Below are 25457 nucleotides of genomic sequence, written 5' to 3' on the forward strand. Positions count from 1 at the left end.
GCCCGGCCCGTCGCCTCTCTCGCGCGCAGGAGTATCCGCGACATGGAGAAGCGCGGGGCCGGATCGCTCCGGGAGGCCGCTTTCCCGCCCGCCGCATGGGCCTGGACGTGGGCCACCACGGACAGGGGCTCCCGACAGCCCCCGCCCTCCGCCGCGACCGGCGCAGCCTTCGGCTCACCGTCTCCGCACACCAGGACGGCGAAACGCGCCGATGGCGCCGCACTTGCCGGGCAGGCCGGAGCGGGATCGACCGAACCGCTACAGATCGAAATTCGTCGGCATCATCACGACGTCGCGAATGGTCATGCCGCGCGGTCGCGTCAGCATGAACATCACCACGTTCGCCACCTCCTCGGGCTCGAGCAGGCTGCCGGAAGCGCGGGCCTCTTCCAGCTTCTCGGCCGGCCAGTCGGCGAGGAGCGCGGTGACGACCGGGCCCGGCGAGATCGCGCCGACGCGGATGCCGTGCTTGAACACCTGCCGCCGCACCGTCTGGACGAAGCAGTTGATCGCCCATTTCGACGAGGCGTAGACCGGCTCCCACGGCGTCGGGTAGTGGGCGGCGAGCGAGCTCGTCACGATGATGTCGCCGGAGCCGCGCGCGATCATGTGCGGCAGCACATCGTGCACGTTCTTCATCACGACGTTGACGTTGAGGTTCAGCATCCGGTCGATCGCGGCGCTGTCGGCCTCGACGAGGTCGCCGCCGACATAGGTGCCGGCATTGGCGTGCAGGATGTCGAGGCGGCCGGCTCCGTCGAGGATCCGGGGCAGCAGGGTGGCGCAGGCCGCCGGATCGAGGAGGTCGAGGGCGAGCGGGATCGCCGCCTCGCCGTGCCTGGCGCACAGGGTCGCCAGAGCCGTCTCGTCCCGGTCGATCAGCACCACGCGGGCTCCGGCCGCCAGCATCGCCTCGGTGCTGGCGAGCCCGATGCCCGAGGCCGCGCCGGTGACCGCCGCGACCTTGCCGTGCAATTCTCCCGCCACGACGATCCCCCCTTCGCCCGTATCAGCGCAACGCCAGCGTGTCGGCCGCCGGCTCGCCCTCTCGCGGCAGGCTCGTCTGCCAGACGGTGTTGCTGCGGCCCTTCTGGTAGCCGTCGTCGTAGAGGCGGCGCATATAGGCGGTGTCGAACCCTTGCGAGGCCGGGACCTCGGGGATGCGCCGGTCGATATAGGTCAGGTTGAAGCCCATGCCGTTACGGCGGGCGAAGGCCTGGGTGCTGGCCAGCGTCGCCCGGGAGCGGGACCGCCCGACGGTCGAGAGCGAGCGGACCGCGATCGGCAGGGTGCCGTTCTGCACCACGTCGAAGCTCGGCTCGATGCGGCCGTTGATGACGACGTAGATGCTGGGCTTGCCGCGGCTCGCCGCGATGCGCCCGTCCTGGGTCAGGAAGGCCTCCGGCAGGGTGAAGACCGGGGTCACGACCGAGCCGTCGACATGCATCTCCTGGAAGGCGTGGTTGCCGGCCTGGGCGTCGATCAGCATCGGCGGGAAGACCGCCGGCACGCTGGCCGAGGCGGTCAGCACGTCGCGGAACAGGTCGCGGGCGTTGGGCTGGCCGCTCGCCGCGATGGCGCCCATGTCCCAGATCACGGCGCGCTGCGAATCGAGGTTGGTGGTGACGACGAGGAGCCGCCGTCCCTTGCGGTGCTCCTCGGCCACCGCCGCCAGCAGGTCGGGCGTGACGTAGCGCCCGACGAGGTCGCGCAGGCGCGCATCGCCGAACAGGCCGTCGCCGATCAGCACGTTCAGGGGGTTGGGCGAGCGCACCAGGGTCGCGGCCTCGCCGCTGGTGTAGATCTCGCGCAGGTACCCGTCATAGGCACTTCCTAAGAAGGCGAACGGCGCGATCAGCGCCCCCGTCGAGACACCCGAGACCATGGTGAAGGTGGGCCGCCGGCCCGTCTCGCTCCAGCCGTTGAGCACGCCGGCGCCGTAGGCCCCGTCGCCGCCGCCGCCCGAGAGGGCGAGGTAGCTGAACGGCTCGCGCGACGCCTTCACCCGGTCGGCGACCGCCGCGAAGCTGCGGGCCGAGCCGTCGGCCCAGAAGCGCACGTCGGGGGCCTGCCCCGGCACGGTGGCGGCGGCGGCCTCGGCCGCATTGTAGGGCGTGCGCGGCAGCGAGGCGCAGGCGGCCGCCTGCGCGCCGATCAGGGCCACTGCGAGGCCGCGTATCCAGGTCGATCGATGGGACACGATCATCACACCACGAGTTTCGCCAAGCCGCCTCGCCGGGGAGTATCCGACGACGACGACGAAACGGCAACGCTTATGGCAAAGCTTGAGGCGTGGAACGGTTCCGCTCGCGGATCGCTCCGCGGCCTTCACTCCGCAGCCTTGGGGCCTCCGGCGCGGCGGCCGAAATCGGGCTCCGCGGTCTCCTGGCCCATGGCGACGATGCCGCGGCGGATCGCCCGGGTGCGGGTGAACAGGGCGTGCAGGGCCTCGCCGTCGTCCCAGCGGATGGCGCGGGCGAGCGCCGCCAGATCCTCGTTGAAGCGGCCCAGCATCTCCAGCACCGCCTCCTTGTTGGTGAGGAAGATGTCGCGCCACATCGTCGGGTCGGAGGCGGCGATGCGGGTGAAATCGCGAAAGCCGCCGGCCGAGAACTTGATCACCTCGGACTGGGTCACGGTCTCGAGGTCGGCGGCGGTGCCGACGATGTTGTAGGCGATGAGGTGCGGCACGTGGCTGGTGATCGCCAGCACGAGGTCGTGATGGGCGGGCGTCATGGTCTCGACGACCGAGCCGAGGCCCTCCCAGAACGCCCGCACCCGCGTCACCGCGGCGGGGTCGGTCCCCTCCGGCGGGGTCAGGATGCACCAGCGGCCGTGGAACAGGCTGGCGAAGCCCGCATCCGGCCCCGAATGCTCGGTGCCGGCGACCGGGTGGGCGGGCACGAAGCTCACGCCCTCGGGCAGGTGCGGCGCCGCCGCCGCGACCACCGCGGCCTTGACCGAGCCGACATCGGACAGGATCGCGCCGGGCGCGAGCGCCCCGGCCATCTCCGCCGCCACCGCCCCGATGGCGCCGACGGGCACGCACAGGATCACGAGGTCGGCCCCCGCGACGCCCGCCGCGAGGTCGGTCGTCGCCTCGTCGGCGAGGCCGAGCGCCCGCACCCGCTCGATCACGCCCGCGTCGCGGTCGATCGCCACGATCTCCCGCGCGAGCCCGCCCGCCCGGGCGCCGCGGGCGATGGAGGAGCCGATCAGGCCGAGGCCGACCAGCGCCAGGCGCCGGAAGGCTTCAGCCACGCGCGGCGCCCTTCACGAAGTCGGTCAGCGCCGCCACCACGGCCTCGTTGGCCTCGGCGGTGCCGATCGTCATGCGCAAGGCGTTGGGCAGCCCGTAGGCTCCGACCCGGCGCAGGATCAGCCCGCGGGCGGTGAGGTAGGCGTCGGCATCCGCCGCATTGCGGCCGGCCTCCTCGGGGAAGTGGATCAGCACGAAGTTGCCGACGCTCGGCGTGACGGTGAGGCCGAGGCCTTCCAGGGCCTTGGTGACACGCGGCAACCACGCGTCGTTATGGGCCACCGCCTTCGCGATGTGGGCGTCGTCCGCCATCGCGGCGGCACCGGCCGCGATCGCCGCCGCGCCGAGGTTGAACGGGCCGCGGATGCGGTTGACCGCGTCGGCGATCGCCGCCGGCGCCACCATCCAGCCGATGCGGAGCGCCGCGAGGCCGTACACCTTCGAGAAGGTGCGGGTCATGACGACGTTCTCGGACTCGGCCACCAGCTCCAGGCCGGCGGCGTAGTCGTTGCGCCGGACATATTCCGCATATGCCGCGTCGAGCACCAGCAGGGTGGTCTTCGGCAGGCCGGCATGGAGACGGCGCACCTCGTCGAAGGGCAGGTAGGTGCCGGTCGGGTTGTTCGGATTGGCGAGGTAGACGATGCGGGTCTTGTCGGTCACCGCCGCCAGCAGCGCGTCGACGTCGGTGGTGTGGTCGCGCTCCGGCGCCACCACCGGCGTGCCGCCCGCCGCCAGGATCGCGATGCGGTAGACCAGGAACCCGTACTGCGAGTACAGCCCCTCGTCGCCCGGGCCCATATAGGCGTAGGTCAGGAGCGAGAGCAGTTCGTCCGAGCCCGCGCCGCAGACGATGCGCTCCGGATCGAGGCCGTATTTCTGCGCGATGGCCTGGCGGAGCCTGGTCGCGGCGCCGTCCGGGTAGAGTTCGAGATGCGCCGCCGTCTCCTGCATCGCCGCGACGGCCGCCGGGCTCGGGCCCATCGGTGTCTCGTTGGAGGAGAGCTTGTGCAGCTTCACGCCGGCCGGCGCCGCGCTCTTGCCCGGCACGTAGGCCTCGATCTCGAGGACGCCGGGACGCGGGACGGGGCGAAGGGCAGCGGCGGACATGAGCGAACCTTGAAGTCGGCGTCGAACAACGTCACGCCGTCTAGAGCAAGTCGCGGGCTTTGGGAAACGGCGCGCGAAGCGCGGGAGCCCTGCACCGGCGCAGGGCCTCGATTCGCCGGTGTGCCGCGGGCCGGGCCGGTAGCGCGGGCCGGCGCGGGGCGGTACACCGGGGCTCGAAGGTCGCCCGTCCCGCCGCGGCCGCACCCTGCCGGATCATGCAGCCGAGCTTTCCCGTTCCGAATCCGCCCGATCCATGCGCCGCCTGATCGTCGAGGAACCCGTCACCCGGGCGGCGCCCTGGGCCTTTCGCCTCGCCTGGCTCTCCCTCGCGGTGGTCGGCCTCGCGCTGCTGCTCGTGCGCGATCCGCGGGCGGAGACCGAGGCGGCGCTGGCGGCGCTCGGCTCCGGGGTCGGGCTCGCGGTGCTGGCGGTGCTGCTCGCCGGCGCGGCCTTCGTGCGGATCTGGCGCGAGGGCGCGCGGGGCCTCGGCACCGCGGTCGGAGGGCTGATGCTCGCCGCCCTGGTCCTGGCCTACCCGGCCTACATGACCGTGCGCGGCGTGATGCTGCCGCCGCTGACCGATGTCTCGACCGATGTCGAGACCCCGCCGGCCTTCTCCCGCTCCCGCGCCGCGTGGATGGCGCGGAACGGGCGGTTGCCGCGCGATTCCAGCCCCGAAGCCCGGGCGCTGCAGCGCGAGGCCTATCCGCAGATCGCCCCCTTGACCCTCGATCTCGGGCCCGACGAGGCCTTCGCCCTCGCCTTGAAGGCGGCGCAGAACCGCAAGTGGCAGGTGGTGGAATCCTACAAGCCCGGCGGCCGGATCGGGAACGGCCGCATCGAGGCGGTGGTGCGCTCGCGCCTGCTCGGCCTGCCCTACGACGTCACGGTGCGGCTGCACCCGCGGGCCGACGGCACCCGCATCGACGTGCGCTCCGCCACCCGCTTCGGCGACCGCGACTTCGGCCAGAACGCCGATCACATCCGGGCGTATCTCGATGAAATCGGGAATCTGGCGCTGGCGGTGAAGTAGTCACGGAATTGTCTAGAGCCTGTTTGATTGAACCGGCGGAATCGAAGCGCTCCATCGTCATCCCGGGGCCGCGCAGCGGAATCCGGGATGACGTAGGGAAGCATTGGAATCTTCGCCAGATGGCTGACGGGAAGAGTCAGGCAGGATCTAAAAAAGATTTCTATGAAAGGCTTCAGCTGGGGCAGAAAGTCCTCTGCTCCAGCCTCATCCTGACCTGAGAGCGGGGAATAGGGCTGGACGAACGTCTGTCCGGATTGTGATCGCGGGCGTCACCCCGGCCGATACTCCGAGTCCAAGGCCGGCGGCCCGTCCGTCACCACCCGCCCGCGCTCCACCAGATCCTCCAGATGGGCGAAGACCGAGAGCGCCGCCGCCGGCCGCAGCATCGGGTCGAGGCCGGAATAGAGCGCCGCGACGAGGCCCGGGATGGAGCGCTCGCCCGAAGCCAGCCGCTCCAGGATGCCGGTCTCGCGGGCGCGGCGGTGGCTGAGGAGCCCGCGCACGAAGCGCTGCGGGTCCCGCACCGGGCCACCATGGCCGGGCCAGTACACGGTCTCGGGCCGGCCGCGCAGCCGGTCGAGGGAGGCCATGTAGGGCCCCATGGCGCCGTCCGGCGGCGCCACGATGCTGGTCGACCAGGCCATGACGTGGTCGCCCGAGAACAGGGCCTGCTCCTCGGGGAAGGCGAAGGCGAGGTGGTTCATGGTGTGGCCGGGGGTGGCGAGCGCCGTCAGGGTCCAGCCCGGGCCCGAGACGCCCTCGCCCTCGGTCAGTTCGCGGTCCGGCCGGTGGTCGGTATCGCCGGCCGCGTCGAGCCGTCCCTGCTCGGGCCCGCGGACCGCCCGCGCCGGCCGGTGCGGGCCGCAGCCGACGATCGGCGCGCCGGACGCGGCCGCGAGCGGGCGGGCGCCGGGGGAGTGGTCGCGATGGGTGTGGGTGACGAGGATCGCCTCGATCGTCTCGCCGGCGAGCGCGGCGAGGAGGGCCGCCCGGTGCTCCGGATGATCCGGGCCGGGATCGATCACCGCCACGCGGCCGTGGCCGACGATGTAGGTGCAGGTGCCGCTCTGGGTGAAGGGACCGGCATTGGGGCAGACCAGCCGCCGGATCAGCGGCGACACCGCCTCGATCCGGCCGCTCGCCGGGGCCTCGCGCAGGAAGGTGGGCGCCGGCTCGGGCGCCTCGGGCTCGCTCACCGGACGGTCTCCTGGCGCGGCGTTGACGACCCGTCCGGGTTAGCGGCCGCGCTCCCCCCTGTCGAGAGGCCGGCGCCTCGTCGGTCGCGCGCGCGGGCCGCGGGTCAGGCGGCCATCCAGGCCCAGCACAGCAGGCCTGCGAAGAACAGGCCCGAACTCACGAAGACGGCCGCGACTTCGCGGTATTGCAACAGACGGTTCTCGAACGCGGGCGACATGGCGGACGACGATGTGTGAGGGGATCGGGCGGGGCCGGAACGGGATCAGTTTCGTCACGGGACCCGGCGAATCGCAAGCGCCGCGAGCGCGCATCCCGGTGGAAGACCGGCCCTGTCTCCGGCCCGCAACAGAATCCGGCGGGGCGGGCGGATCAGCGGTACGGGGAGGGCGCCACGACGCGGATCGGGGCGAGGCTCGCGTCGCTGACGACCTCGGCAAAGCCGGTGACCCCGGCGGCGTAGCGCAGGCGGCCGAACCCGCCGCGGGCCTCGGCCGTGCTCAGCGAGCGGCGGAACTCCGCCCGGACCCGTTCCAGGCGGCTCACGTCGAGGGTGCGGTCGAGCGCGCGCCGCTCGCCGGGCGAGAGCATGGCGGCACGGCGGAAATCGACGAAGCGGGCCTCGCCGCTCCGGCCGCGGCCCGCGAACACCGTGGCGCCGGCCCCGCCCGCCACCGCGTCGCCGGGCCGGAAGGTCGCATCGTGCAGGAGGAGCCGGGCATAGCCGCCCGCGCCCGGGCGGCACGCGCAGCCCTGCACCAGCCGTCTCCGATAGGCGAAGGCGGCGGCGTGGACGCGATAGGGCCGGCCGTCCAGGCTCACCGCCCGGTCGAGCTCCTGGCCGGCCCGCACCGTGTAGAGGGCGGTGTCCGCCCCCGGGCAGGCCGCCGCGCAGGCCCGCTCCTGCGTGGGGATGGCGTCCCCGCGCCGGAGGTTCGCCAGGGGGAAGGGGTAGCCGTCGCAGGTGCGCACGCAGACGGTGCGGGCGTGGCTGCCGGCACGGTCGCCACGATCCGCCGCGAAGGCCGGGACCCGGGTCGGGTGGGACGAGGTGGGCGTCGGCGCGGCTCGCCGCGGATGGGGGGCCGGCGTGACCCAGCGCGGCCGCTCGGCAGCGACCTGAGCCGGCCGGCTCGTCCACCGGATCCGCCGCTCGCGCAAGGCGGCCTCCGGCCGCGGCGCCCGGGCGGGCAGGCCGAGGCTGCGCGGCACGTCCCCGAACAGAAGATCGAGCAGGCCGGCCTCCTCCGCGGCGTGCACCAGGGTGGTGCCGGCACCCACGCCCCCGAGGCCGAGCAGCGCGCCGAGGACCGCCATACGGCAAAGGGCGCGCGTGCGGGCGCCGCCGGACGGGATCGATGGGAAGTTCACGGGGTGCCTCACCGAAGGTTAAGGCCAATTAACGGTTCGCCCCGGACTCGCGCAATTGCGGAGAAGCGCTGAGATAACAGCTTCATGACTCGCTCGCGGCGGCGAAGCGACCCGGCGCCCGGACGCGCCGGACGGCAGCCGGATCGCGGAACGTGGTCCATTTCGCCTCCTGGCGCGTTGGAGAGGAGAAGCGGCGGCCGCGGACGGACCGCCCGACCAAGAGGAGATCCGCGATGGATTCCGATCGGATCGTCGGCGCCGGCAAGGAGCTCGGCGGCAAGGTGCAGCAGCGCTTCGGCGAGTGGACGGGCGATGCCGGCGCCCAGGCGCAGGGGCTCGCCGACCAGGCGGCGGGGACCGCCCGCAACGTCTACGGCCAGGCCAAGGATCAGGTGCGGGATGCGGTGCGCGGCCTTGCCGACGCCGCGCCGGACTACGCCGATCAGGCCCGGGAGACCGGTCGCCACTATTACCGGCGCGCCGACCGGGCGGTGGCCCGCCAGGTCGGCGACCAGCACCTCGCCGCCCTGCTGGTGGCGGGGGCTGTCGGCTACGTCTTCGGCTGGCTGATCCACAGCCGCCACTGAGGGCGGAAACGAAAAGCGCCCGCGGGATCGTCCGCGGGCGCCGTGACCGGGGCTGACGGGGATGGGCTGACGGGGCGCCGTTGCCGGGTGCCCGCGCTCCGACGCCCTCGCCCTTACACGCCCTCTCCCATGGCGGATTGCATCATGCGGTCGCCGGTCAGGTCGTCGTCGCCGTAGCCGAGGAGCTCGGCCAGGCGGTTGCGGGCACGGTTGACCCGGCTCTTGATCGTGCCGATCGCCACGCCGCAGATACCCGCCACCTCCTCGTAGGACAGGCCCTCGGCGCCGACCAGGATCAGCGCCTCGCGCTGGTCCGGGGGCAGCTTGGCGAGGCCGGCGCGCAGGTCCTGCACGTCGAGGCGGTGGCCCTGGTCGGGGGCGGTGAACAGGCGCGCCGCGTAGGAGCCGTCCTCGTCCTGAACCTCGCGCATCCGCTTGCGCTGCTCGGAGTAGAAGGCATTGCGCAGGATGGTGAACAGCCAGGCGTTCAGGTTGGTGCCCGGCTGGAAGCGGTGCTGGTTCTGCCAGGCGCGCAGGATCGTGTCCTGGACGAGGTCGTCGGCGCGGGCGGCGTTGTTGGTGAGCGAGAGCGCGAAGGCGCGCAGCGAGGACAGGGCGGCCAGCATCCCCTCGCGGAACTCGGGCTCCACCGCCCGCCCCTGGGCGGCCAGCGCCGCCTCGAGCCGCTCGATCAGGGCGAGGAAGACGTCCGGCGTCGCGGCGGTCTCGAGCGGGGCGTAGGCCGCACGCAGCTGGTGGCCGAGATGGCGCTGGACGGTCGGGGGCAGGCCGGGCTTGGCTTCGAGGCTGAGGTTGGGATTGTCGGTGGACGCCATGCGACTCTCGTGTTCTGAGGCGGGGAGGGCGGGGCGGCGGCACTCTCGACGGGCCGCTCGCGTGGGTACCCCGCCGGAGCTTCTTTCCGGGGGAAGTGGGGCGCGCTGCGCGACTGTCGACGCGCGCATCGCCGCGGGCGAGGCGGTGTGGAGGCTCAGCAGCGCCGTGTCCGGTTCCGCGCCGCGCCTCCGATCCGCGCCGTCTCGCAACCCATAGCCGTCACTCCCGTCGCTCCGCCGACCGCAGGGCCGGACGGCGCCCGGGCCGGCGGCCAGGGTCGCGAGGGGCAACGGCTTCGTACTGCTCAGGTTCCCGCGACGGTGGCAGGCGCGTCGTCCCGCACCTCCCGGGACCGGGGATCCGCCCCTACCAGGACCGGGCGCCCGGCTGGCTCCGATACTCCGCTGCCCGGATGCGGGTCATGATGCGGTCGAGCGCGGCCAGCAGGGTGGCCTCCTCGGCCTGCGCGGCGGCCACCGCGGCCGGGTCGGCGAGATAGAGGCGCTGCTGCTCGGCGAGGGCGAGCCGCTGCTCGAGATCTGCCCGCTCGGCGTGGAGCGCCATCAGCTCCCGGCGCCCGGGATCGTCGGCATCCTGGTATCCGTCGGTCATCGTGTCGAGGTTGTGCACAACGGCGTATCCTGTCGTCGAAATCGCGGTCGAAGGCCGCTGCGAGCGTCCCGAGGATCCCCGAGGGGTTCTCGATGGCGCTCCGGGAGTCCATGGTTCAACGCACGAGGAGGCCGGACCGTCGCATCCGGCCGGCCGCTGTCATCCAAGTGTCATGAGATCGTCATAGGGCCGGCGTCGCACCGGGCGTATCCCTCGCGGCGCGGCGGACATCCCGGCCACGATCGGGACACGGTCCGGCGCAGTCCAGGGAAACCGGTCGAGTCCTCACCGGCCGTCGACGCGCAGGATGTGGAGCAGTGACGTCGCTCTCCGCATCGTGCCGGACCGATCCGAACACGGAGAGATACCAGTGAAGCCCTTCGCCTACGCGCTCGCCATCGGGGTCGCGACCGCCCAGATCGCCACCTCGGCGCTCGCCCTCGACATCACCGGCGCCGGCGCCACCTTCCCGTTCCCGGTCTATTCCAAGTGGGCCGAGGCGTACCGCAAGGAGACCGGCAACGGCCTGAACTACCAGTCGATCGGCTCGGGCGGCGGCATCAAGCAGATCCAGGCCAAGACCGTCGATTTCGGCGCCACCGACGCGCCGCTGAAGGGCGAGGCCCTGACCAAGGACGGCCTGGTCCAGTTCCCGACCGTGATGGGCGGCGTGGTCCCGGTGGTGAACATCGCCGGCATCAAGCCCGGCGAGATCAAGCTGACCGGCGAGGTCCTGGCCGAGATCTACCAGGGCAAGATCAAGAAGTGGTCGGACCCGAAGGTCGCCAAGCTGAACGAGGGCGTGAAGCTCCCCGACGCCCCGATCACCGCGGTCTACCGCTCGGACGCCTCGGGCACCACCAACATCTTCACCACCTACCTGTCCGACGTGTCGCCGGCCTGGAAGTCGGAGTTCGGCGCCTCGACCACGGTCAGCTGGCCGACCGGCCAGGGCGGCAAGGGCAACGAGGGCGTCACGGCGGTCGTCAAGCAGGTCCCGAACGCCATCGGCTACGTCGAGTACGCCTATGCCAAGCAGAACAACCTGCCGGTCGCGCTGATCCAGAACAAGGACGGCCAGTACCCGATGCCGGGCGACGAGTCGTTCCAGGCCGCCGCCGCCGGCGCCGACTGGAAGGCCGCCCCGGGCTTCGGCATCTCGCTGACCAACCAGCCCGGCGCGAAGGCCTGGCCGATCACCGCCGCGACCTTCATCCTGGTCCACAAGAACCCGGCCGACGCGGCCCGTACCGCCGAGGTGCTGAAGTTCTTCCGCTGGGCCTACAAGAGCGGCGACAAGATGGCCTCCGACCTCGACTACGTGCCGCTGCCCGACAAGGTGGTGAGCCAGGTCGAGGACGAGTGGAAATCCGTGACGAAGGACGGCAAGCCCGTCCTCAGCAACTGAGACCCTGATGCCCGGGAGGGCGGGATCCTGTCCCGCCCTCCCGCTTTTTCCGCCGGCCCGCTCTTCGGGCCCGCGCGGCGCTTGAGCGATGCCGCGAGCCCGCCGGCCGAAGGCTGCCGATCCGCGTCCGACTCGCCTCGATCCGCCGAGCGCGCTAGAGGCCGCTCACTCCAAGGGAAACCCGGATGGTCGCGTTGTCTGAGAACGTCGCTTTGGCGGAAAGAGCCCCTGTGGCCCGCCGCAACCCCAGCCCCGTGGGTGATCGCCTCTTCCGCGGCGCCGCCTTCGCGTCGGCGCTGCTGGTGCTGCTGGTGCTGGCCGGCATCCTCGCCTCGATCGCCTATGGCGGCTGGCCCGCCTTCCGGGAATTCGGCCCCGGCTTCCTGGTCTCGAGCGCCTGGAACGTCGGCCGCGAGCAATACGGCGCGCTCGTCGCCATCATCGGCACCCTGGTCTCGGCGCTCCTCGCTCTGGTCATCGGCGTGCCGATCTCGCTCGGCATCGCGATCTACCTGACCCAGCTCTGCCCCGGCTGGGCCCGCCGTCCGGTCGCCATGACGATCGAGCTGCTCGCCGCCGTGCCGAGCATCATCTACGGCATGTGGGGCCTGTTCGTCTTCGCGCCGCTCTTCGCGCGCTTCGTGCAGATCCCGGTCTCGAACGTCGTCGAGGGCATGCCGATCGTCGGCACCCTGTTCTACGCCCAGGTGCCGTCCGGCGTCGGCGTGCTCACCGCCGGCATCATCCTGGCGATCATGATCGTGCCCTTCGTCGCCTCGATCACCCGCGACATGCTCGACCAGATCCCGACGGTCCTGCGCGAGAGCGCCTACGGCATCGGCTGCACCACCTGGGAGGTCGTGCGCCACGTCCTGGTCCCGCAGGCCTCGGTCTCGATCATCGGCGCCGTCATGCTGGGCCTCGGCCGGGCGCTCGGCGAGACGATGGCGGTCACCTTCGTGATCGGCAACGCCAACCGCCTCTCGGCCTCGATCTTCGATCCGGGCTCGACCATCGCCTCGCGCATCGCCAACGAGTTCAACGAGGCCGACGGCATGCAGCTCCACGCCCTGATGGCGCTCGGCTGCATCCTGTTCGTCGTCACCTTCATCGTGCTCATCATCGCCCGGCTGCTGGTGCGCCGCGCGAAGGTGGCCTGACCCCGCACCCGCACGGACGCTTCCCGATGAACGCCTCCCCCGCCGCGGTCTCAGAGCCGGCCCCGATCGCCCGCCCGGCTCCCCAGGAATGGGGCCGGGTCCGCGCCAGCCGGCGCTCCGCCGACAAGCTCCTGATCGTCGGCTGCACCGTCGCGACCGCCCTCGGGGCGATCGTGCTCGGCTCGATCCTGCTCATGCTCATCATCGAGGGCGTGCGCGGCTTCACGCCGACCCTGTTCACCCAGGTCACTCCCGGCCCCGGCTCCGAGGGCGGCGGCATCGCCAACGCGATCCTCGGCAGCCTGGTGATGACGGTGCTCGGCATCGTCGTGGCGACGCCGGTCGGCGTGCTGGCGGGCACCTACCTCGCCGAGTACGGCCGCACCTCGCAGCTCGCCAACCTGATCCGCTTCCTCAACGACATCCTGCTCTCGGCGCCCTCGATCCTGATCGGCCTGTTCGTCTACACCCTGATGGTGCGGCCGATGGGCGGCTATTCGGGCTGGGCCGGCGGCGTCGCGCTCGCCATCATCGCCACCCCGGTGATCGTGCGCACCACCGAGGACATGCTGCGCCTGGTGCCCGGCACCCTGCGCGAGGCCGGCGCGGCGTTGGGCGCACCGATGTCGATCGTGATCCGCAGCGTCACCTGGCGGGCGGCGCAGTCCGGCATCGTCACCGGCGTGCTGCTGGCCCTCGCCCGCATCGCCGGCGAGACCGCGCCCCTGCTCTTCACCGCGCTCAACAACAATTCCTGGTTCAACTCGAACCTGATGGGCGGCGTCGCCAACCTGCCGGTGATGATCTACCAGTTCGCGCTCTCTCCTTACGAGAACTGGCGCCAGCTGGCCTGGGCCGGCGCGCTCCTCATCACCGTCACCATCCTGGGCCTGTCGATCGTGGCCCGCCTCGTCCTGAGCGGCCCGAAGGGGCGCTGAACCGATACTTGCCCGGAGATCACCGATGAGCGCCACCGCCACCGCCGTGCCGGTCGTGGGCCAGAGCCAGGCCGACGAGTCCGCCGCGGTCCGCCTCGCCGTGAAGGACCTCAACTTCTACTACGGCGACTTCAGAGGCCTGAAGAACATCAACCTCGACTTCCTCGACCGCCAGGTCACGGCCCTGATCGGGCCGTCGGGCTGCGGCAAGTCCACCCTGCTGCGCACCTTCAACCGCATCTACAGCCTGTATCCGGAGCAGCGGGCCGAGGGGCAGATCCTGCTCGACGGCCGCAACATCCTCGACCCGTCGATCGACCTCAACGAGCTGCGTGCCCGGGTCGGCATGGTGTTCCAGAAGCCGACCCCGTTCCCGATGTCGATCTACGACAACATCGCGTTCGGCATCCGGCTCTACGAGCGCCTCGGCAAGGCCGACCTCGACAACCGCGTCGAGGAGGCCCTGCGCAAGGGCGCGCTGTGGGACGAGGTCAAGGACAAGCTCAAGCAGTCCGGCATGGGCCTGTCCGGCGGCCAGCAGCAGCGCCTCTGCATCGCCCGCACGGTGGCGCAGCGCCCGGAGGTGATCCTGTTCGACGAGCCGACCTCGGCCCTCGACCCGATCTCGACCGGCCGCATCGAGGAGCTGATCGAGCAGTTGCGCGGCGAGTTCACCATCGCCATCGTCACCCACAACATGCAGCAGGCGGCGCGCATCTCGCAGTTCACCGCCTTCATGTATCTGGGCGAGCTGGTCGAGTACGGCCCGACCAACCGGCTGTTCATGAACCCGTCGAAGCGCCAGACGCAGGACTACATCACCGGCCGGTTCGGCTGAGGTCCGGTCCGTCCTCTCGCCGGTCCGATATCGCCCGGACCGGCACACGTCATCAGCTCCACCTCATCGCGAGGAGCCACATCGCATGTCGAGCCACATCGTCACCTCCTACGATCAGGAGCTGCAGAACCTGCGGCGCAGCATCGCCGAGATGGGCGGCATCGCCGAGAAGATGGTGGCCGATTCCGGCCAGGCGCTGCTGCGCCGCGACGCCACCCTCGCCCAGGCGGTGATCGCCGTCGACAGCCGCCTCGACGGGTTGCAGCGCGAGATCGAGGAGAAGGCGATCCTGCTGATCGCCAAGCGCCAGCCGATGGCGGTCGACCTGCGCGAGACGATCTCGGCGATCCGCGTCTCCGGCGACCTCGAGCGCATCGGCGACCTCGCCAAGAACGTCGCCAAGCGCGTCGTCGCCATCGCCGACCAGGTCCAGCTGCAGAAGATCGTCGTCGGCGTGGAGCACATGAACGAGCTGGTCCAGGGCCAGCTCAAGGACGTGCTCGACGCCTACGCCACCCAGGACACGGTCGCGGCCCTCGACGTCTGGGCCCGGGACGGCGGCATCGATGCGCTCTACACCTCGCTGTTCCGCGAGCTCCTGACCTACATGATGGAAGATCCGCGCAACATCACGTTCTGCACGCATCTCCTGTTCTGCGCCAAGAACGTCGAGCGCATCGGCGACCACACCACCAACATCGCCGAGACCATCCACTACCTCGCCACCGGCGAGACCCTGCCGACCGAGCGTCCGAAGAACGACCGGTCGAGCTATGCCACCCTCGACACCCCGACCGAGGCTTGAGGACGCCGCGCCCGTCCGGGTTCCGACCCGGCGGGCCTCCCTCTTTCGGTCTTCCGCCCCGGCTCCCGCCCGAAGTGCCCCGATGAGTACCCGCATCCTGATCGTCGAGGACGAGGAAGCCCTCACCCTCCTGCTGCGCTACAACCTCGAGGCCGAGGGCTTCGAGGTCGACGCCGTCGCCCGGGGCGACGAGGCGGATATCCGCCTGCGCGAGCAGGTGCCCGACCTCGTCCTCCTCGACTGGATGATGCCCGGCCTGTCCGGCATCGAGCTGTGCCGGCGCATCCGCGCCCGCCGCGAGACCGAGCGGCTGCCGGTGATCATGCTGACGGCCCGGGGCGAGGAGGGCGACCGCGTGCGGGGCCTGGCCACCGGCGCCGACGACTACATCGTCAAGCCGTTCTCGGTGCCGGAACTCCTGGCGCGGGTGCGGGCGCTCCTGCGCCGGGCCAAGCCCGCCCACGTCGCCGACCTGCTCGTCGCCGGCGACATCGAGCTCGACCGCGCCAGCCATCGCGTCCGCCGCGACGGCCGCGAGCTGCATCTCGGCCCGACCGAGTTCAAGCTGCTCGAGTTCCTGATGCAGAGCCCGGGCCGGGTCTTCTCCCGCGAGCAACTCCTCGACGGCGTCTGGGGCCACGACGTCTACATCGACGAGCGCACCGTCGACGTGCATATCGGCCGCCTGCGCAAGGCCATCAACCGCGGCCGCGACGCCGACCCGATCCGCACCGTGCGGGGTTCGGGCTACTCCTTCGACGAGATGTTCGCGCCGGAGCCGTGAGGGGCGGCCTGCCGGGCGAGCAGGCCGATCAACGGCAATCGGGACGCGCTCGCGCGCAAACCGCCTGGACGGGTGCGACGAACCGACATGTCCTTCGATCGCCGCTCGCGCGGCGCAAGACCGCCACGGGTGGAGCCAGCGGCGTCGAGCGGTCCCGGCCGCGTCGTCTGCGGCTTTCAAAGCTCGGCGCGGACGGCGCTCGCGCCGGCTCCCCCCATGCCTGCCCCCCCGCGGATGGCCGGCGGACAGGATTCGTTAGGATTTGAGCGATATCGTCAATCCGGTCGGAAGGATCGTCCCCGGCCGGCACGGAAGCGGCCCGACGCCGCCTCCGGATGGTTCGGGCAGGCGCGGGCCTACCGGAATCCGACGACCTTGCGGTCACGCCGGCGCTCGGCGGCGGGCTGGTAGGCGATCCGGCTGTGATGGGTGCAGTAGGGCAGGCCGGTAATCGCGCGGTCGCCGCAGAAGCGGAACTCCGGCGAGGACGGGTCTCCCATCGGCCAGCGGCACATGAATTCCCGCAGCTCCATGATGGTGACGCGGGAGCTCTCCGGCAGGGCGAAGTCCGACGGCGCTGCGGCCTCGCTCTGGACCAGGGCCAGGGACGGCGGCGCGGGAGCCAGCATGGACGGTGTCTCGGCGGCCGGAGCCGTGGCGTCGGCCTCCCCGCGCGGGCGTCGGCCGCCGGCCGGCGCGGCCCCGTTGGCCTTGATCACCCGCCCGGCCAGGCCGAGGCGGTGGACCTTGCCGATGACCGCATTGCGGGACACGCCACCGATCTCGGCGGCGATCTGGCTGGCGCTGCGGCCGTCGCTCCACAGCCGCTTGAGAAGCTCGACGCGCTCCTTCGTCCAGCTCGGGCCCGCATCCATCATCGCCGCCTCCCAATCCCCCGACATCACCCATGGAATCGGCGCAAAGCCGCGAGCGGCCCGCCACACGGCCGCGCGTTCAGTCCGTCCGATCCTGCTGGTGATCGCCGCCACGCCTTGAGCGGTGGCGACGGGGGTGAACCTACAGGACGGCCTAACACCCGCGCAAGAGTCCGCCTCCCGCCGAGTTGGCTTTTTCCCCGCGGGGGGACGGTCGTCCCGGCTCGGTCGGAGCGTGCGGCCGGGCCGCCGCACGGCGTGGCCGCGACCGCGGCGAGCCTGAAAATATACCTTTTGCATCAATGGATTGCCGGCACGCCTTCGGGGCCGTGGCGCCTGCCCGGGCCCGTCGCGCGCGACACCGAACGCCGTTGCAAGGATATGCAACCTAAGATTGTGTTCACGGTCTCCGCCAAGCGTGGCTGCGGTGCCACGGCCGCGGGCCCCGCGCCTGCTCCCGGTCCGTTGCCGGGCGCCGGGATGGAGCCTATCTTGCGGTGACCAACAGGGCCGACGCCAGCACCGACGGCCGCCCCGGGAGACCTCATGCGAACAGCCATCGCGTGCGTCCTGCTCGCGCTCTCGTCGCCCGTCCTGGCGGCGGAGCCCGTGCACCTCGCGCCCCATCGTGCCGTCTACGACCTGTCGCTGTCCGGCAGTTCCGGCACCCGCGCGGTCGAGAGCGCCCGCGGCCGGATCGTGTTCGATTTCACCGGCGATGCCTGCAAGGGCTTCGCCCTGCAATACCGGCAGGTGACGGTGCTGGAGAGTTCGGAGAGCGGCACCCGCACCTCCGACCTGCGCAACACCACCTTCGAGAGCGGCGACGGGCGCAGCTTCCGCTTCCGCACCCAGTCCGACCTCAACGGCAAGGCGGCGGCTCCGGTCGACGGCAATGCCGAGCGCGGCGACAAGGGGCTCGACATCACCCTCAAGCAGCCCAAGCGCGGCGAGATGGCGGTCTCCGGCGAGGTGCTGTTTCCGGCCGCCCACATGAAGCGGCTGATCGAGGCCGCCCGGTCCGGGCAATCCACGGTCGCCGTGAAGGTGTTCGACGGCTCGGACGACGGCCGCAAGGTCTACGACACCCTGGCGGTGATCGGCCCGCAGCGCGTTGCCGCCACGCCGCCGGCCACTCCCGATCCGACCAAGCCCGACGCGCCGAAGCCGGTGGCCGCGCCGGTCGACGCGCCGCTGCGCGTGGGCGCGATGGCGACGATGCCGCATTGGCCCGTCACCCTCAGCTACTTCTCGCCGGGGGAGGGGGAGCGGACCCCGGTCTACGTCCTCGCCTTCGACCTCTACGAGAACGGCGTGAGCGGGGCCCTGCGCCTCGATTACGGCGAGTTCTCGCTCAAGGGCGAGCTGTCGCGCATCGACCTGACGCCGGAGAGCAAGGACTGCAAGCCCTGACCGGAGCGGCCTGACGGGGGACCCGCTACCGGGGCTCCCGCTTCTGCGGATCCTTGCCAAGCAGATCCTTGCCTGGCGGATCCTTGCCTCGCGAGTCCTTGTCCTGCGGCGCGAAACCGAGCCCGCGCTGCACCGCCGTGGCGCCGAAGCGGTCGCGCAGGGCGTCGATCGCGGCGGCCCGGCTCGCGTCGCGGACGGCCGAGACGTCGGCGAGGTCGCCCCGGTCGGCATGGGCCGCGCCGCACAGGTCGCCGGCGCCGACCCCGATCAGCCGGTAGGCGGTGCCGTCGCAGGATTCGCGCAGCAGCGCCTCGGCCGGGCGGAACAGCCGCTCGGCGACCTGCGTCGGCGCCAGGCCCGAGCGAGTGCGGGTGCGCAGGCGAAAATCCCGGTCCTTCAGCTTCAGGGTGATGCTGCCGGCCGCGAGTTCCGCCCGCTTCAGGCGCCGCGCCACCGTCTCGCACAGGCGCCACAGCACCGGCCGCAGGGCCTCGAAGGCGCGCAGGTCCTCCGCGAAGGTGGTCTCCCCCGAGATGCTCTTCGCCTCGCGCCGCGGCTGCACCGGTCGCCGGTCCTCGCCCCGGGCGAGCGCGAGGAGGCGCAGGGCATCGCGTCCGAGGGCCGCGTGCAGCCGCTCCGGCGCGACGCGGCCGATCTCGCCGATCCGTTGGATGCCGAGGGCGGCGAGGCGCTCGGACGCGGCCTGACCGATGCCGGGCAGGATCCGCACCGGCCGCGGCGCCAGGAAGGCCTCGGCCTCGTCCCGGCCGATGATCGAGAAGCCGCGCGGCTTCTCGAGGTCCGAGGCGATCTTGGCCAGGAACTTGTTGGGCGCGAGCCCGACCGAGACCGTGATGCCGATCTCCGCCTCGACCGCGCGGGCGAAGCGCGCCAGCGTCACGGCGGGCGAGGCGCCGTGCAGCCGTTCGGTGCCGGAGAGGTCCAGGAAGGCCTCGTCGATCGAGACCGGCTCGACCAGCGGCGTCAGGTCCTGCATCATCGCCCGCACCTGCCGGCCGACCCGGGCGTATTTCTCCATGTCGGGCCGCAGCACCACCGCGTCCGGGCAGGCTTCGAGGGCGCGGAACATCGGCATCGCCGAGTGCACGCCGCGGATGCGGGCGATGTAGCAGGCGGTCGCGACCACGCCGCGCCGGCCTCCGCCGATGATCAGCGGCCGGTCGCGCAAGGAGGGGTCGTCGCGCTTCTCGACCGCGGCGTAGAAGGCGTCGCAATCGACATGGGCGATGGCGAGGGCGTCGCGCTCCGGATGATCGAGCAGGCGCGGCGAGCCGCAGGCCCGGCACCGCGGGGCATCGGCCGGGGGGCTCGCCCCGCAATCGCGGCAGAGCGGCGATCCGCTCACGCCCCGAACTCGCCGGGATCCCCGCCGACATCCTGCGGCCCGAGCCGGCGCCAGGCCTGGGTGATCCGCTCCGGCGGCACCTCGAGCGCGGCGGCGCAGGCCAGCAGCAGCTCCTCGTCCGCCACCACGTGGTCGAGGAGACCGGCGACGAGGTCGGGGCTGTTGGCCGCCTGCCGCAGCGCATCCGGCGAGAGGCCGGAGCTCTCCATGAACCGGAGCAAGCGGCCGGGCTCGCCGGTGACGTAGGCGAAGACGCGGGCCCCCAGGGCCTCCGCGGCGGATGCACTCAGCACTCCGCCACGGGGATCGGACCCCCTGGCAAATCCTTCGAATTTGCGTTTCATCAACATGTGCCGCTTAACAGTGTTGCGGTTCCGGTTGCAGCCGGGGTGTGACGCGGCCCGCTGGAGCGCCGGGGACAGTGAGCCATGACGAAGACGGTGCTCATCGTCGAGGATAACGAGCTGAACATGAAGCTCTTCAACGACCTGTTGGAGGCTCACGGCTACGCGACCCTCAAGACGGCCAACGGGATCGAGGCGATCGAGCTGGCGCGCCAGCATCGGCCGGACCTGATCCTGATGGATATCCAGCTGCCCGAGGTGTCGGGCCTCGAGGTCACTAAATGGCTCAAGGAGGACGATGAGCTCAAGAGCATCCCGGTGATCGCGATCACGGCCTTCGCCATGAAGGGGGACGAGGAGCGCATCCGCGAGGGGGGCTGCGAGGCCTACCTGTCCAAGCCCATCTCGGTCGCGAAGTTCCTCGCGACGGTCCGCACCTATGTCGGCGACGAACGCCAGAGCTGAGCCCGAGAGCTGAGAGAGGCCTGACCTGCCATGTCGGCACGCGTGCTCATCGTCGACGACCTCTTTCCGAACATCAAGCTGCTCGAGACGAAGTTGAACGTCGAGTATTTCGACGTGATCTCGGCGATGAACGGACCCGATGCCCTGGCGGTGTGCGAGAAGGGCCTGTGCGACATCGTTCTGCTCGACGTGATGATGCCGGGGATGGACGGGTTCGAGGTCTGCCGCCGGATCAAGTCGACGCCGACCATGGCGCACCTGCCGGTGGTGATGGTGACCGCCCTCGACCAGCCGAGCGACCGCCTGCGCGGGCTCGATGCCGGTGCCGACGATTTCCTGACGAAGCCCATCGACGACACCGCCCTGATGGCCCGGGTGCGCAGCCTCGTGCGCCTGAAAGCGGTGACCGACGAGCTGCGCAGCCGCGCCATGTCGTCGCGCGTCGGCGATCCGCTCGCCGCCGCCACCGCGGAGACCGGCCACAATGCCAACGTGCTGATCGTCGAGGATCGCCGCTCCTCCGCCGAGCGGCTGACCGCGGCGCTCGGCCAGTACCATTGCGTCGAGGCGGTGGACTCGCCCCAGGAAGCCCTGGAGCGGGTCAAGTCCGGCGACTACGACGTGGTGCTGGTGAGCCTCGACCTCGAGGGCCATGACGGCCTGCGCCTGTGCAGCCAGCTCCGCTCCCTCGACCGCACCCGCACCGTGCCGGTCGTGATGCTGGCCGATCCGCATGACCGGGTCCGGATCATGCGCGGCCTCGACCTCGGCGTGCACGATTACCTGGTCCGTCCGATCGACCGCAACGAGCTGGTGGCGCGCGTCCGCACCCAGGTGAAGCGCAAGCGCTTCTCGCACTCGCTGCGCGAATCGGTCCAGGCCTCGATGGACCTCGCCGTGACCGACGGGCTCACCGGCCTGCACAACCGGCGTTACCTCGACAGCTACCTCGCCGGGCTCTTCTCCGAGCCTTCCCTGCGCGATCGGCCGGTGGCCCTGCTGATCCTCGACATCGATCGCTTCAAGTCGATCAACGACCGCTTCGGCCACGATGCCGGCGACGAGGTCCTGCGGGAATTCGCCGCCCGCATCCGGGCGCAGACCCGCGGCATCGACGTGGTGGCGCGCTACGGCGGCGAGGAGATCGTGGTGGTGGCGCCCGATACCGGGCTCGAGGCCGGCCGCCAGGTCGCCGAGCGCATCCGCGAGCGGATCGAGGCGGTGGTGTTCCAGGTCCAGCGCGGCACCAGTGCCATCGACGTCACGGTCTCCATCGGCGTCGCGGCCCGCCAGCCCGAGGACGGCGACCCGAGCCAGGTGCTCAAGCGCGCCGACCTCGCGCTCTACCAGGCCAAGCAGGCCGGACGGAACCGGGTGGTGGCGGCGGCGGCGTGAGCGGCGGACCACGCCCGGCCGGATGAGGCGGGGCGTCCTGTCGCCGGACGAGCGTCGGTGAGGGGCGCGAACGCCCCCCTTGACCCTCACGCCGCCCCGAGTCCCTCCAGCACCTCCCTCAAGACCTCCGGCATCATCTCCGGCAGATCCTCCGAGATCAGCCCCGGCCCGTGCCGGAGCGCGGCGGCGGCGTGGAGCCAGACCGCGGCGGCGGCGGCCTCGAACGGGGCCATGCCTTGCGCCAGCAACCCGCCGATGAAGCCGCACAGCACGTCGCCGCTGCCGGCGGTGCCGAGCCAGGGCGTGCCGTTGGGGTTGATGGCCGCCCGGCCGTCGGGGTCGGCGATCACCGTGTCGGCGCCCTTCAGCACCACGACGGCGCCGAGGACCGATGCCGCGGCCCGCGCGCGGGCGAGCTTCGAGCCCTCTGCCGGCACTCCCGCCACGCCCTTGAACAGGCGCGCGAACTCGCCGTCATGCGGGGTCGCGACCGCGCGGGCCTCGCCCGCCGCGATCATTCCGGCGAGCTCGTCGGCCTTGCCCGAGAAGCTCGTCAGGGCATCGGCGTCGAGGACGAGGCCGCGGCCCGCTTCTGCTGCGACCCGCACGAGGTCGCGGGTCGGGGCGCCGGTGCCGAGGCCCGGGCCGGCGACGATCGCGTTGAGGCGCTCGTCGGTGAGCGCGTCGTCGAGGTCGTCGGCGCCGTCGCAGGGGCGTAGCATGATCGCGGTGAGCTGGGCGGCGTTCTCGGGCAGGGCCGAGGCCGGCGACAGCACGGTGACGAGGCCGGCCCCGATCCGCAAGGCGCCGCGGGCGGCGAGCCGCGCCGCGCCGGTGCGGTGGGCCGGGCCCGACAGCACCACGGCATGGCCGCGTGTGTACTTGTGGCTGTCCTCCGCGAGGCGCGGGAAGGTGGCGCCCCAGAGCGCGGGCCCGTTGACGTGGGTCCGCACCCCGATCCCCGCCACCACGGCGTCCGGGATGCCGATATCGGCCACGGTGACCGGGCCGCACAGGCGCCGGCCGGGCAGGAGCAGGTGGCCGGGCTTGCGCCGCACGAAGGTCACGGTCTCGGTCGCCGTCACGGTCGCGCCGCGTGGGGCGCCCGTATCGCCGTCGAGCCCGGAAGGCACGTCGACCGCCAGCACCGGCACGTTCGCCGCGTTGACGCGCGAGACCAGGGCTGCCGCCTCGCCTTCGAGGGGGCGGGACAGGCCGGCCCCGAACAAGGCGTCGATCACGAGCGCGGCACCCGCCGGATCCGCGCCGCCGGCATCCAGGACCGGGCCGGTCCATTCGGATGCCGCGGCGGCGGCGTCGCCCGTCAGCGCGTCGCGCGGACCGAGCAGCGCGACCTCGACGGGCAGGCCCGCCCCGGCCAGCAGCGCCGCGGCGACGAACCCGTCGCCGCCGTTGTTGCCCGGCCCGCACAGGACCAGGATCCGGCCCTCGCCGGCGAGCGCCCGGGCCCGCTCGGCGACCGCCGCGCCCGCGCGGCGCATCAGCGCCAGGCCCGGCGTGCCGGCACGGATCGCCGCGGCATCCGCCTGCCGCATCTCGCCGGTGGTGATGAGCTCGGTCCCAACCATCGCATCATACTCCGAGAAGCGCCCGGACGCGGCAGCTTTGCCGCGGCACCGGCTTCGAGAACGGCGGATTGCGCAACAAACGCGCAGAGATTGCCTGCCGATCGGGCATTCCCGGTTCGGTCCAGGGAAATCCCCCGTGGCACTCGGCGCGGCGCGATGCTAGGAATGCCGCCGGAACCGTTGCAGACCAGGCCCGCCCGGCATGAAGAAGATCGAAGCGATCATCAAGCCCTTCAAGCTCGACGAGGTGAAGGAGGCCCTGCAGGAGGTCGGCCTCCAGGGCATCACGGTGATCGAGGCCAAGGGCTTCGGCCGCCAGAAGGGCCATACCGAGCTCTATCGGGGCGCCGAGTACGTGGTCGATTTCCTGCCCAAGGTGAAGCTCGAGATCGTGCTGCCCGACACGCTGGTGGACGGGGCCGTCGAGGCGATCCGCAAGTCCGCCCAGACCGGCCGCATCGGCGACGGCAAGATCTTCGTCTCCTCGATCGAGGAAGCGATCCGCATCCGCACGGGCGAGACCGGCTCGGACGCGATCTGACGCGCATCCCGCCCTCATCTGCGACGACGAAAACCGCGGCCTGACATCCAGGACCGCGGCTTTGTGGCGGCCCTGCCGCCGCTCTAGGAAGGGGTCAAACGAGAATGTCTAAGACCGCGACGGACGTCCTCAAGGAAATCAAGGAAAACGACGTCAAGTACGTCGATTTCCGCTTCACCGATCCGCGGGGCAAGTGGCAGCACGTCACCTTCGACGTGTCGCTGGTCGACGAGGACATCTTCGCCGAGGGCACGATGTTCGACGGCTCGTCGATCGCCGGCTGGAAGGCGATCAACGAATCCGACATGCTGCTGATGCCGGATCCGGCGACCGCCTGCATGGATCCGTTCTTCTCCGCCTCGACCATGTCGATCGTCTGCGACGTGCTCGAGCCGTCGACCGGCGAGCCCTATAGCCGCGACCCGCGCGGCATCGCCAAGAAGGCCGAGGCCTTCGTGAAGGCCAGCGGCATCGGCGACACCATCTTCGTCGGCCCCGAGGCCGAGTTCTTCGTCTTCGACGACGTGCGCTTCTCCGCCGACCCGTACCATACCGGCTTCAAGCTGGATTCGGTCGAGCTGCCGATCAACGGCCAGACCGAGTACGAGGGCGGCAACCTCGGCCATCGCGTCCAGATCAAGGGCGGCTACTTCCCGGTCCCGCCGCAGGATTCGGCCCAGGACATGCGCGGCGAGATGCTGGCCGCGATGCAGTCGATGGGCGTCAAGGTCGAGAAGCACCATCACGAGGTCGCCTCGGCCCAGCACGAGCTGGGCATGAAGTTCGACACGCTGACCCTGATGGCCGACCAGATGCAGATCTACAAGTACTGCATCCACAACGTCGCCCAGAGCTACGGCAAGACCGCCACCTTCATGCCGAAGCCGGTCTACGGCGACAACGGCTCGGGCATGCACGTCCACCAGTCGATCTGGAAGGAAGGCAAGCCGGTCTTCGCCGGCAACAAGTACGCCGACCTGTCCCAGGAATGTCTGTGGTACATCGGCGGCGTCATCAAGCACGCTAAGGCGCTCAACGCCTTCACCAACCCGTCGACCAACTCCTACAAGCGCCTGGTTCCGGGCTACGAGGCGCCGGTGCTGCTGGCCTACTCGGCCCGCAACCGCTCGGCCTCCTGCCGCATCCCGTGGACGACCTCGCCGAAGGCCAAGCGCGTCGAGGTGCGCTTCCCCGACCCGATGGCGAACCCCTACCTCGCCTTCGCGGCCCTGCTGATGGCCGGCCTCGACGGCATCGTGAACAAGATCGATCCCGGTCCGGCCATGGACAAGGACCTCTACGACCTGCCCCCGGCGGAGCTCAAGGAGATCCCGACCGTGTGCGGCTCGCTCCGTGAGGCGCTCAACAGCCTCGACGCCGACCGCGAGTTCCTCAAGGCCGGCGGCGTGTTCAACGACGACTTCATCGACTCGTTCATCGAGCTGAAGATGACCGAGGTGATCCGGTACGAGATGACCCCGCACCCGATCGAGTTCGTGAACTACTACTCGCTCTGAGCCTTCGGGCTTCGGG

25 protein-coding genes are annotated in these 25457 nt (G+C 71.3%); 13 read left to right on the forward strand and 12 right to left on the reverse strand.

The genetic code is table 11. The features are described from left to right. Positions 1-258 precede the first annotated feature (258 nt). From VQ03_RS10905 to hisC, 4 genes are all read right to left on the reverse strand, one after another. The gene (locus tag VQ03_RS10905) at positions 259-987 is read right to left on the reverse strand and encodes an SDR family oxidoreductase (RefSeq protein WP_048450897.1); all 729 of its coding nucleotides are present in this window, start codon (positions 985-987) and stop codon (positions 259-261) included. Between the two features lie 22 nt (positions 988-1009). Next, positions 1010-2206: a patatin-like phospholipase family protein gene (locus VQ03_RS10910; RefSeq protein WP_208605497.1), complete on the reverse strand. Its 1197-nt coding sequence runs from the start codon at positions 2204-2206 to the stop codon at positions 1010-1012. A gap of 122 nt (positions 2207-2328) precedes the next feature. After that, entirely contained in the window at positions 2329-3261 is a 933-nt protein-coding gene (locus VQ03_RS10915; protein ID WP_048450898.1) for a prephenate/arogenate dehydrogenase family protein, read from the reverse strand. Further along, a complete protein-coding gene (gene hisC / locus VQ03_RS10920; RefSeq protein ID WP_048450899.1) occupies positions 3254-4369 on the reverse strand; it encodes a histidinol-phosphate transaminase in 1116 nt (371 codons plus the stop codon). The genes VQ03_RS10915 and hisC overlap by 8 nt, the downstream gene beginning before the upstream one ends. Before the next feature lie 253 nt (positions 4370-4622). On the opposite strand from hisC, the gene VQ03_RS10925 reads away from it, so the two are divergent. Further along, positions 4623-5402: a DUF1499 domain-containing protein gene (locus VQ03_RS10925; protein WP_048450900.1), complete on the forward strand. Its 780-nt coding sequence runs from the start codon at positions 4623-4625 to the stop codon at positions 5400-5402. A 269-nt stretch (positions 5403-5671) separates the two neighbouring features. On the opposite strand, the gene VQ03_RS10930 is transcribed toward VQ03_RS10925, so the two are convergent. Continuing rightward, the gene (locus VQ03_RS10930) at positions 5672-6598 is read right to left on the reverse strand and encodes an MBL fold metallo-hydrolase (protein ID WP_048450901.1); all 927 of its coding nucleotides are present in this window, start codon (positions 6596-6598) and stop codon (positions 5672-5674) included. A 370-nt stretch (positions 6599-6968) separates the two neighbouring features. Continuing rightward, complete coding sequence (locus VQ03_RS10935) at positions 6969-7967, reverse strand: DUF2865 domain-containing protein (RefSeq protein WP_245292035.1); 999 nt, start codon at positions 7965-7967, stop codon at positions 6969-6971. 233 nt (positions 7968-8200) lie between these two features. Between VQ03_RS10935 and VQ03_RS10940 the strand changes: the two genes are divergently transcribed. Further along, complete coding sequence (locus tag VQ03_RS10940; RefSeq protein ID WP_048450903.1) at positions 8201-8554, forward strand: CsbD family protein; 354 nt, start codon at positions 8201-8203, stop codon at positions 8552-8554. Between the two features lie 113 nt (positions 8555-8667). Here the strand turns inward: VQ03_RS10940 and VQ03_RS10945 are convergent, their stop codons facing one another. Continuing rightward, the gene (locus VQ03_RS10945; RefSeq protein WP_048450904.1) at positions 8668-9390 is read right to left on the reverse strand and encodes a sigma-70 family RNA polymerase sigma factor; all 723 of its coding nucleotides are present in this window, start codon (positions 9388-9390) and stop codon (positions 8668-8670) included. Positions 9391-9757: 367 nt separating this feature from the next. Beyond that, complete coding sequence (locus VQ03_RS10950) at positions 9758-10021, reverse strand: hypothetical protein (RefSeq protein WP_342586456.1); 264 nt, start codon at positions 10019-10021, stop codon at positions 9758-9760. A gap of 352 nt (positions 10022-10373) precedes the next feature. Between VQ03_RS10950 and pstS the strand changes: the two genes are divergently transcribed. The 6 genes from pstS to phoB all read left to right on the forward strand — a co-directional run bounded on the left by pstS (position 10374) and on the right by phoB (position 15936). Then, positions 10374-11411, forward strand: a complete 1038-nt coding sequence (pstS, locus tag VQ03_RS10955; protein WP_048450905.1) for a phosphate ABC transporter substrate-binding protein PstS — start codon at positions 10374-10376, stop codon at positions 11409-11411. Between the two features lie 185 nt (positions 11412-11596). Continuing rightward, positions 11597-12571 (forward strand): phosphate ABC transporter permease subunit PstC, encoded by a 975-nt coding sequence (gene pstC / locus VQ03_RS10960; protein ID WP_048450906.1) that lies wholly within the window; start codon positions 11597-11599, stop codon positions 12569-12571. A gap of 26 nt (positions 12572-12597) precedes the next feature. Beyond that, entirely contained in the window at positions 12598-13509 is a 912-nt protein-coding gene (gene pstA / locus VQ03_RS10965; protein WP_083467926.1) for a phosphate ABC transporter permease PstA, read from the forward strand. Between the two features lie 25 nt (positions 13510-13534). Beyond that, positions 13535-14347, forward strand: a complete 813-nt coding sequence (gene pstB / locus VQ03_RS10970; RefSeq protein WP_048450907.1) for a phosphate ABC transporter ATP-binding protein PstB — start codon at positions 13535-13537, stop codon at positions 14345-14347. A gap of 85 nt (positions 14348-14432) precedes the next feature. Next, entirely contained in the window at positions 14433-15152 is a 720-nt protein-coding gene (gene phoU, locus VQ03_RS10975) for a phosphate signaling complex protein PhoU (protein ID WP_048450908.1), read from the forward strand. A gap of 82 nt (positions 15153-15234) precedes the next feature. Further along, the gene (phoB, locus tag VQ03_RS10980) at positions 15235-15936 is read left to right on the forward strand and encodes a phosphate regulon transcriptional regulator PhoB (protein ID WP_048450909.1); all 702 of its coding nucleotides are present in this window, start codon (positions 15235-15237) and stop codon (positions 15934-15936) included. Positions 15937-16292: 356 nt separating this feature from the next. On the opposite strand, the gene VQ03_RS10985 is transcribed toward phoB, so the two are convergent. Then, entirely contained in the window at positions 16293-16814 is a 522-nt protein-coding gene (locus VQ03_RS10985; RefSeq protein ID WP_048450934.1) for a GcrA family cell cycle regulator, read from the reverse strand. A 543-nt stretch (positions 16815-17357) separates the two neighbouring features. On the opposite strand from VQ03_RS10985, the gene VQ03_RS10990 reads away from it, so the two are divergent. Further along, positions 17358-18224 (forward strand): cell envelope integrity EipB family protein, encoded by an 867-nt coding sequence (locus VQ03_RS10990; protein ID WP_048450910.1) that lies wholly within the window; start codon positions 17358-17360, stop codon positions 18222-18224. A gap of 25 nt (positions 18225-18249) precedes the next feature. Here VQ03_RS10990 and VQ03_RS10995 read toward each other — a convergent pair whose 3' ends face one another. After that, complete coding sequence (locus tag VQ03_RS10995) at positions 18250-19590, reverse strand: DNA polymerase IV (protein ID WP_048450911.1); 1341 nt, start codon at positions 19588-19590, stop codon at positions 18250-18252. Continuing rightward, positions 19587-19883 (reverse strand): DUF3572 family protein, encoded by a 297-nt coding sequence (locus VQ03_RS31805; RefSeq protein WP_048450912.1) that lies wholly within the window; start codon positions 19881-19883, stop codon positions 19587-19589. Before VQ03_RS31805 ends, VQ03_RS10995 begins: the two co-directional genes overlap by 4 nt. Before the next feature lie 135 nt (positions 19884-20018). Between VQ03_RS31805 and VQ03_RS11005 the strand changes: the two genes are divergently transcribed. Both VQ03_RS11005 and VQ03_RS11010 read left to right on the forward strand, forming a co-directional pair. Then, on the forward strand, positions 20019-20399 hold the full coding sequence (locus VQ03_RS11005) for a response regulator (RefSeq protein WP_048450913.1): 381 nt from the start codon (positions 20019-20021) through the stop codon (positions 20397-20399). Positions 20400-20429: 30 nt separating this feature from the next. Further along, a complete protein-coding gene (locus tag VQ03_RS11010) occupies positions 20430-21794 on the forward strand; it encodes a PleD family two-component system response regulator (protein WP_048450914.1) in 1365 nt (454 codons plus the stop codon). A gap of 86 nt (positions 21795-21880) precedes the next feature. Here the strand turns inward: VQ03_RS11010 and VQ03_RS11015 are convergent, their stop codons facing one another. Beyond that, a complete protein-coding gene (locus tag VQ03_RS11015; RefSeq protein ID WP_048450915.1) occupies positions 21881-23383 on the reverse strand; it encodes a bifunctional ADP-dependent NAD(P)H-hydrate dehydratase/NAD(P)H-hydrate epimerase in 1503 nt (500 codons plus the stop codon). Between the two features lie 202 nt (positions 23384-23585). Between VQ03_RS11015 and VQ03_RS11020 the strand changes: the two genes are divergently transcribed. Further along, complete coding sequence (locus VQ03_RS11020; protein WP_048427121.1) at positions 23586-23924, forward strand: P-II family nitrogen regulator; 339 nt, start codon at positions 23586-23588, stop codon at positions 23922-23924. Positions 23925-24028: 104 nt separating this feature from the next. Then, positions 24029-25441 (forward strand): type I glutamate--ammonia ligase, encoded by a 1413-nt coding sequence (gene glnA / locus VQ03_RS11025; protein WP_048450916.1) that lies wholly within the window; start codon positions 24029-24031, stop codon positions 25439-25441. Positions 25442-25457 lie beyond the last annotated feature (16 nt).

This window comes from Methylobacterium tarhaniae, from assembly GCF_001043955.1.
Taxonomy (GTDB): domain Bacteria; phylum Pseudomonadota; class Alphaproteobacteria; order Rhizobiales; family Beijerinckiaceae; genus Methylobacterium; species Methylobacterium tarhaniae.

Coding starts and splice junctions, on each gene's coding strand:
- pstA (WP_083467926.1), top strand. CDS start 12,598: ATGAACGCCTCCCCCGCCGCGGTCTCAGAGCCGGCCCCGATCGCCCGC.
- VQ03_RS10990 (WP_048450910.1), top strand. CDS start 17,358: ATGCGAACAGCCATCGCGTGCGTCCTGCTCGCGCTCTCGTCGCCCGTC.
- VQ03_RS10985 (WP_048450934.1), bottom strand. CDS start 16,814: ATGATGGATGCGGGCCCGAGCTGGACGAAGGAGCGCGTCGAGCTTCTC.
- VQ03_RS10940 (WP_048450903.1), top strand. CDS start 8,201: ATGGATTCCGATCGGATCGTCGGCGCCGGCAAGGAGCTCGGCGGCAAG.
- glnA (WP_048450916.1), top strand. CDS start 24,029: ATGTCTAAGACCGCGACGGACGTCCTCAAGGAAATCAAGGAAAACGAC.
- VQ03_RS11020 (WP_048427121.1), top strand. CDS start 23,586: ATGAAGAAGATCGAAGCGATCATCAAGCCCTTCAAGCTCGACGAGGTG.
- pstC (WP_048450906.1), top strand. CDS start 11,597: ATGGTCGCGTTGTCTGAGAACGTCGCTTTGGCGGAAAGAGCCCCTGTG.
- VQ03_RS11010 (WP_048450914.1), top strand. CDS start 20,430: ATGTCGGCACGCGTGCTCATCGTCGACGACCTCTTTCCGAACATCAAG.
- VQ03_RS11005 (WP_048450913.1), top strand. CDS start 20,019: ATGACGAAGACGGTGCTCATCGTCGAGGATAACGAGCTGAACATGAAG.
- VQ03_RS10925 (WP_048450900.1), top strand. CDS start 4,623: ATGCGCCGCCTGATCGTCGAGGAACCCGTCACCCGGGCGGCGCCCTGG.
- hisC (WP_048450899.1), bottom strand. CDS start 4,369: ATGTCCGCCGCTGCCCTTCGCCCCGTCCCGCGTCCCGGCGTCCTCGAG.
- VQ03_RS11015 (WP_048450915.1), bottom strand. CDS start 23,383: ATGGTTGGGACCGAGCTCATCACCACCGGCGAGATGCGGCAGGCGGAT.
- pstB (WP_048450907.1), top strand. CDS start 13,535: ATGAGCGCCACCGCCACCGCCGTGCCGGTCGTGGGCCAGAGCCAGGCC.
- phoU (WP_048450908.1), top strand. CDS start 14,433: ATGTCGAGCCACATCGTCACCTCCTACGATCAGGAGCTGCAGAACCTG.
- VQ03_RS10910 (WP_208605497.1), bottom strand. CDS start 2,206: ATGATCGTGTCCCATCGATCGACCTGGATACGCGGCCTCGCAGTGGCC.
- phoB (WP_048450909.1), top strand. CDS start 15,235: ATGAGTACCCGCATCCTGATCGTCGAGGACGAGGAAGCCCTCACCCTC.
- VQ03_RS10945 (WP_048450904.1), bottom strand. CDS start 9,390: ATGGCGTCCACCGACAATCCCAACCTCAGCCTCGAAGCCAAGCCCGGC.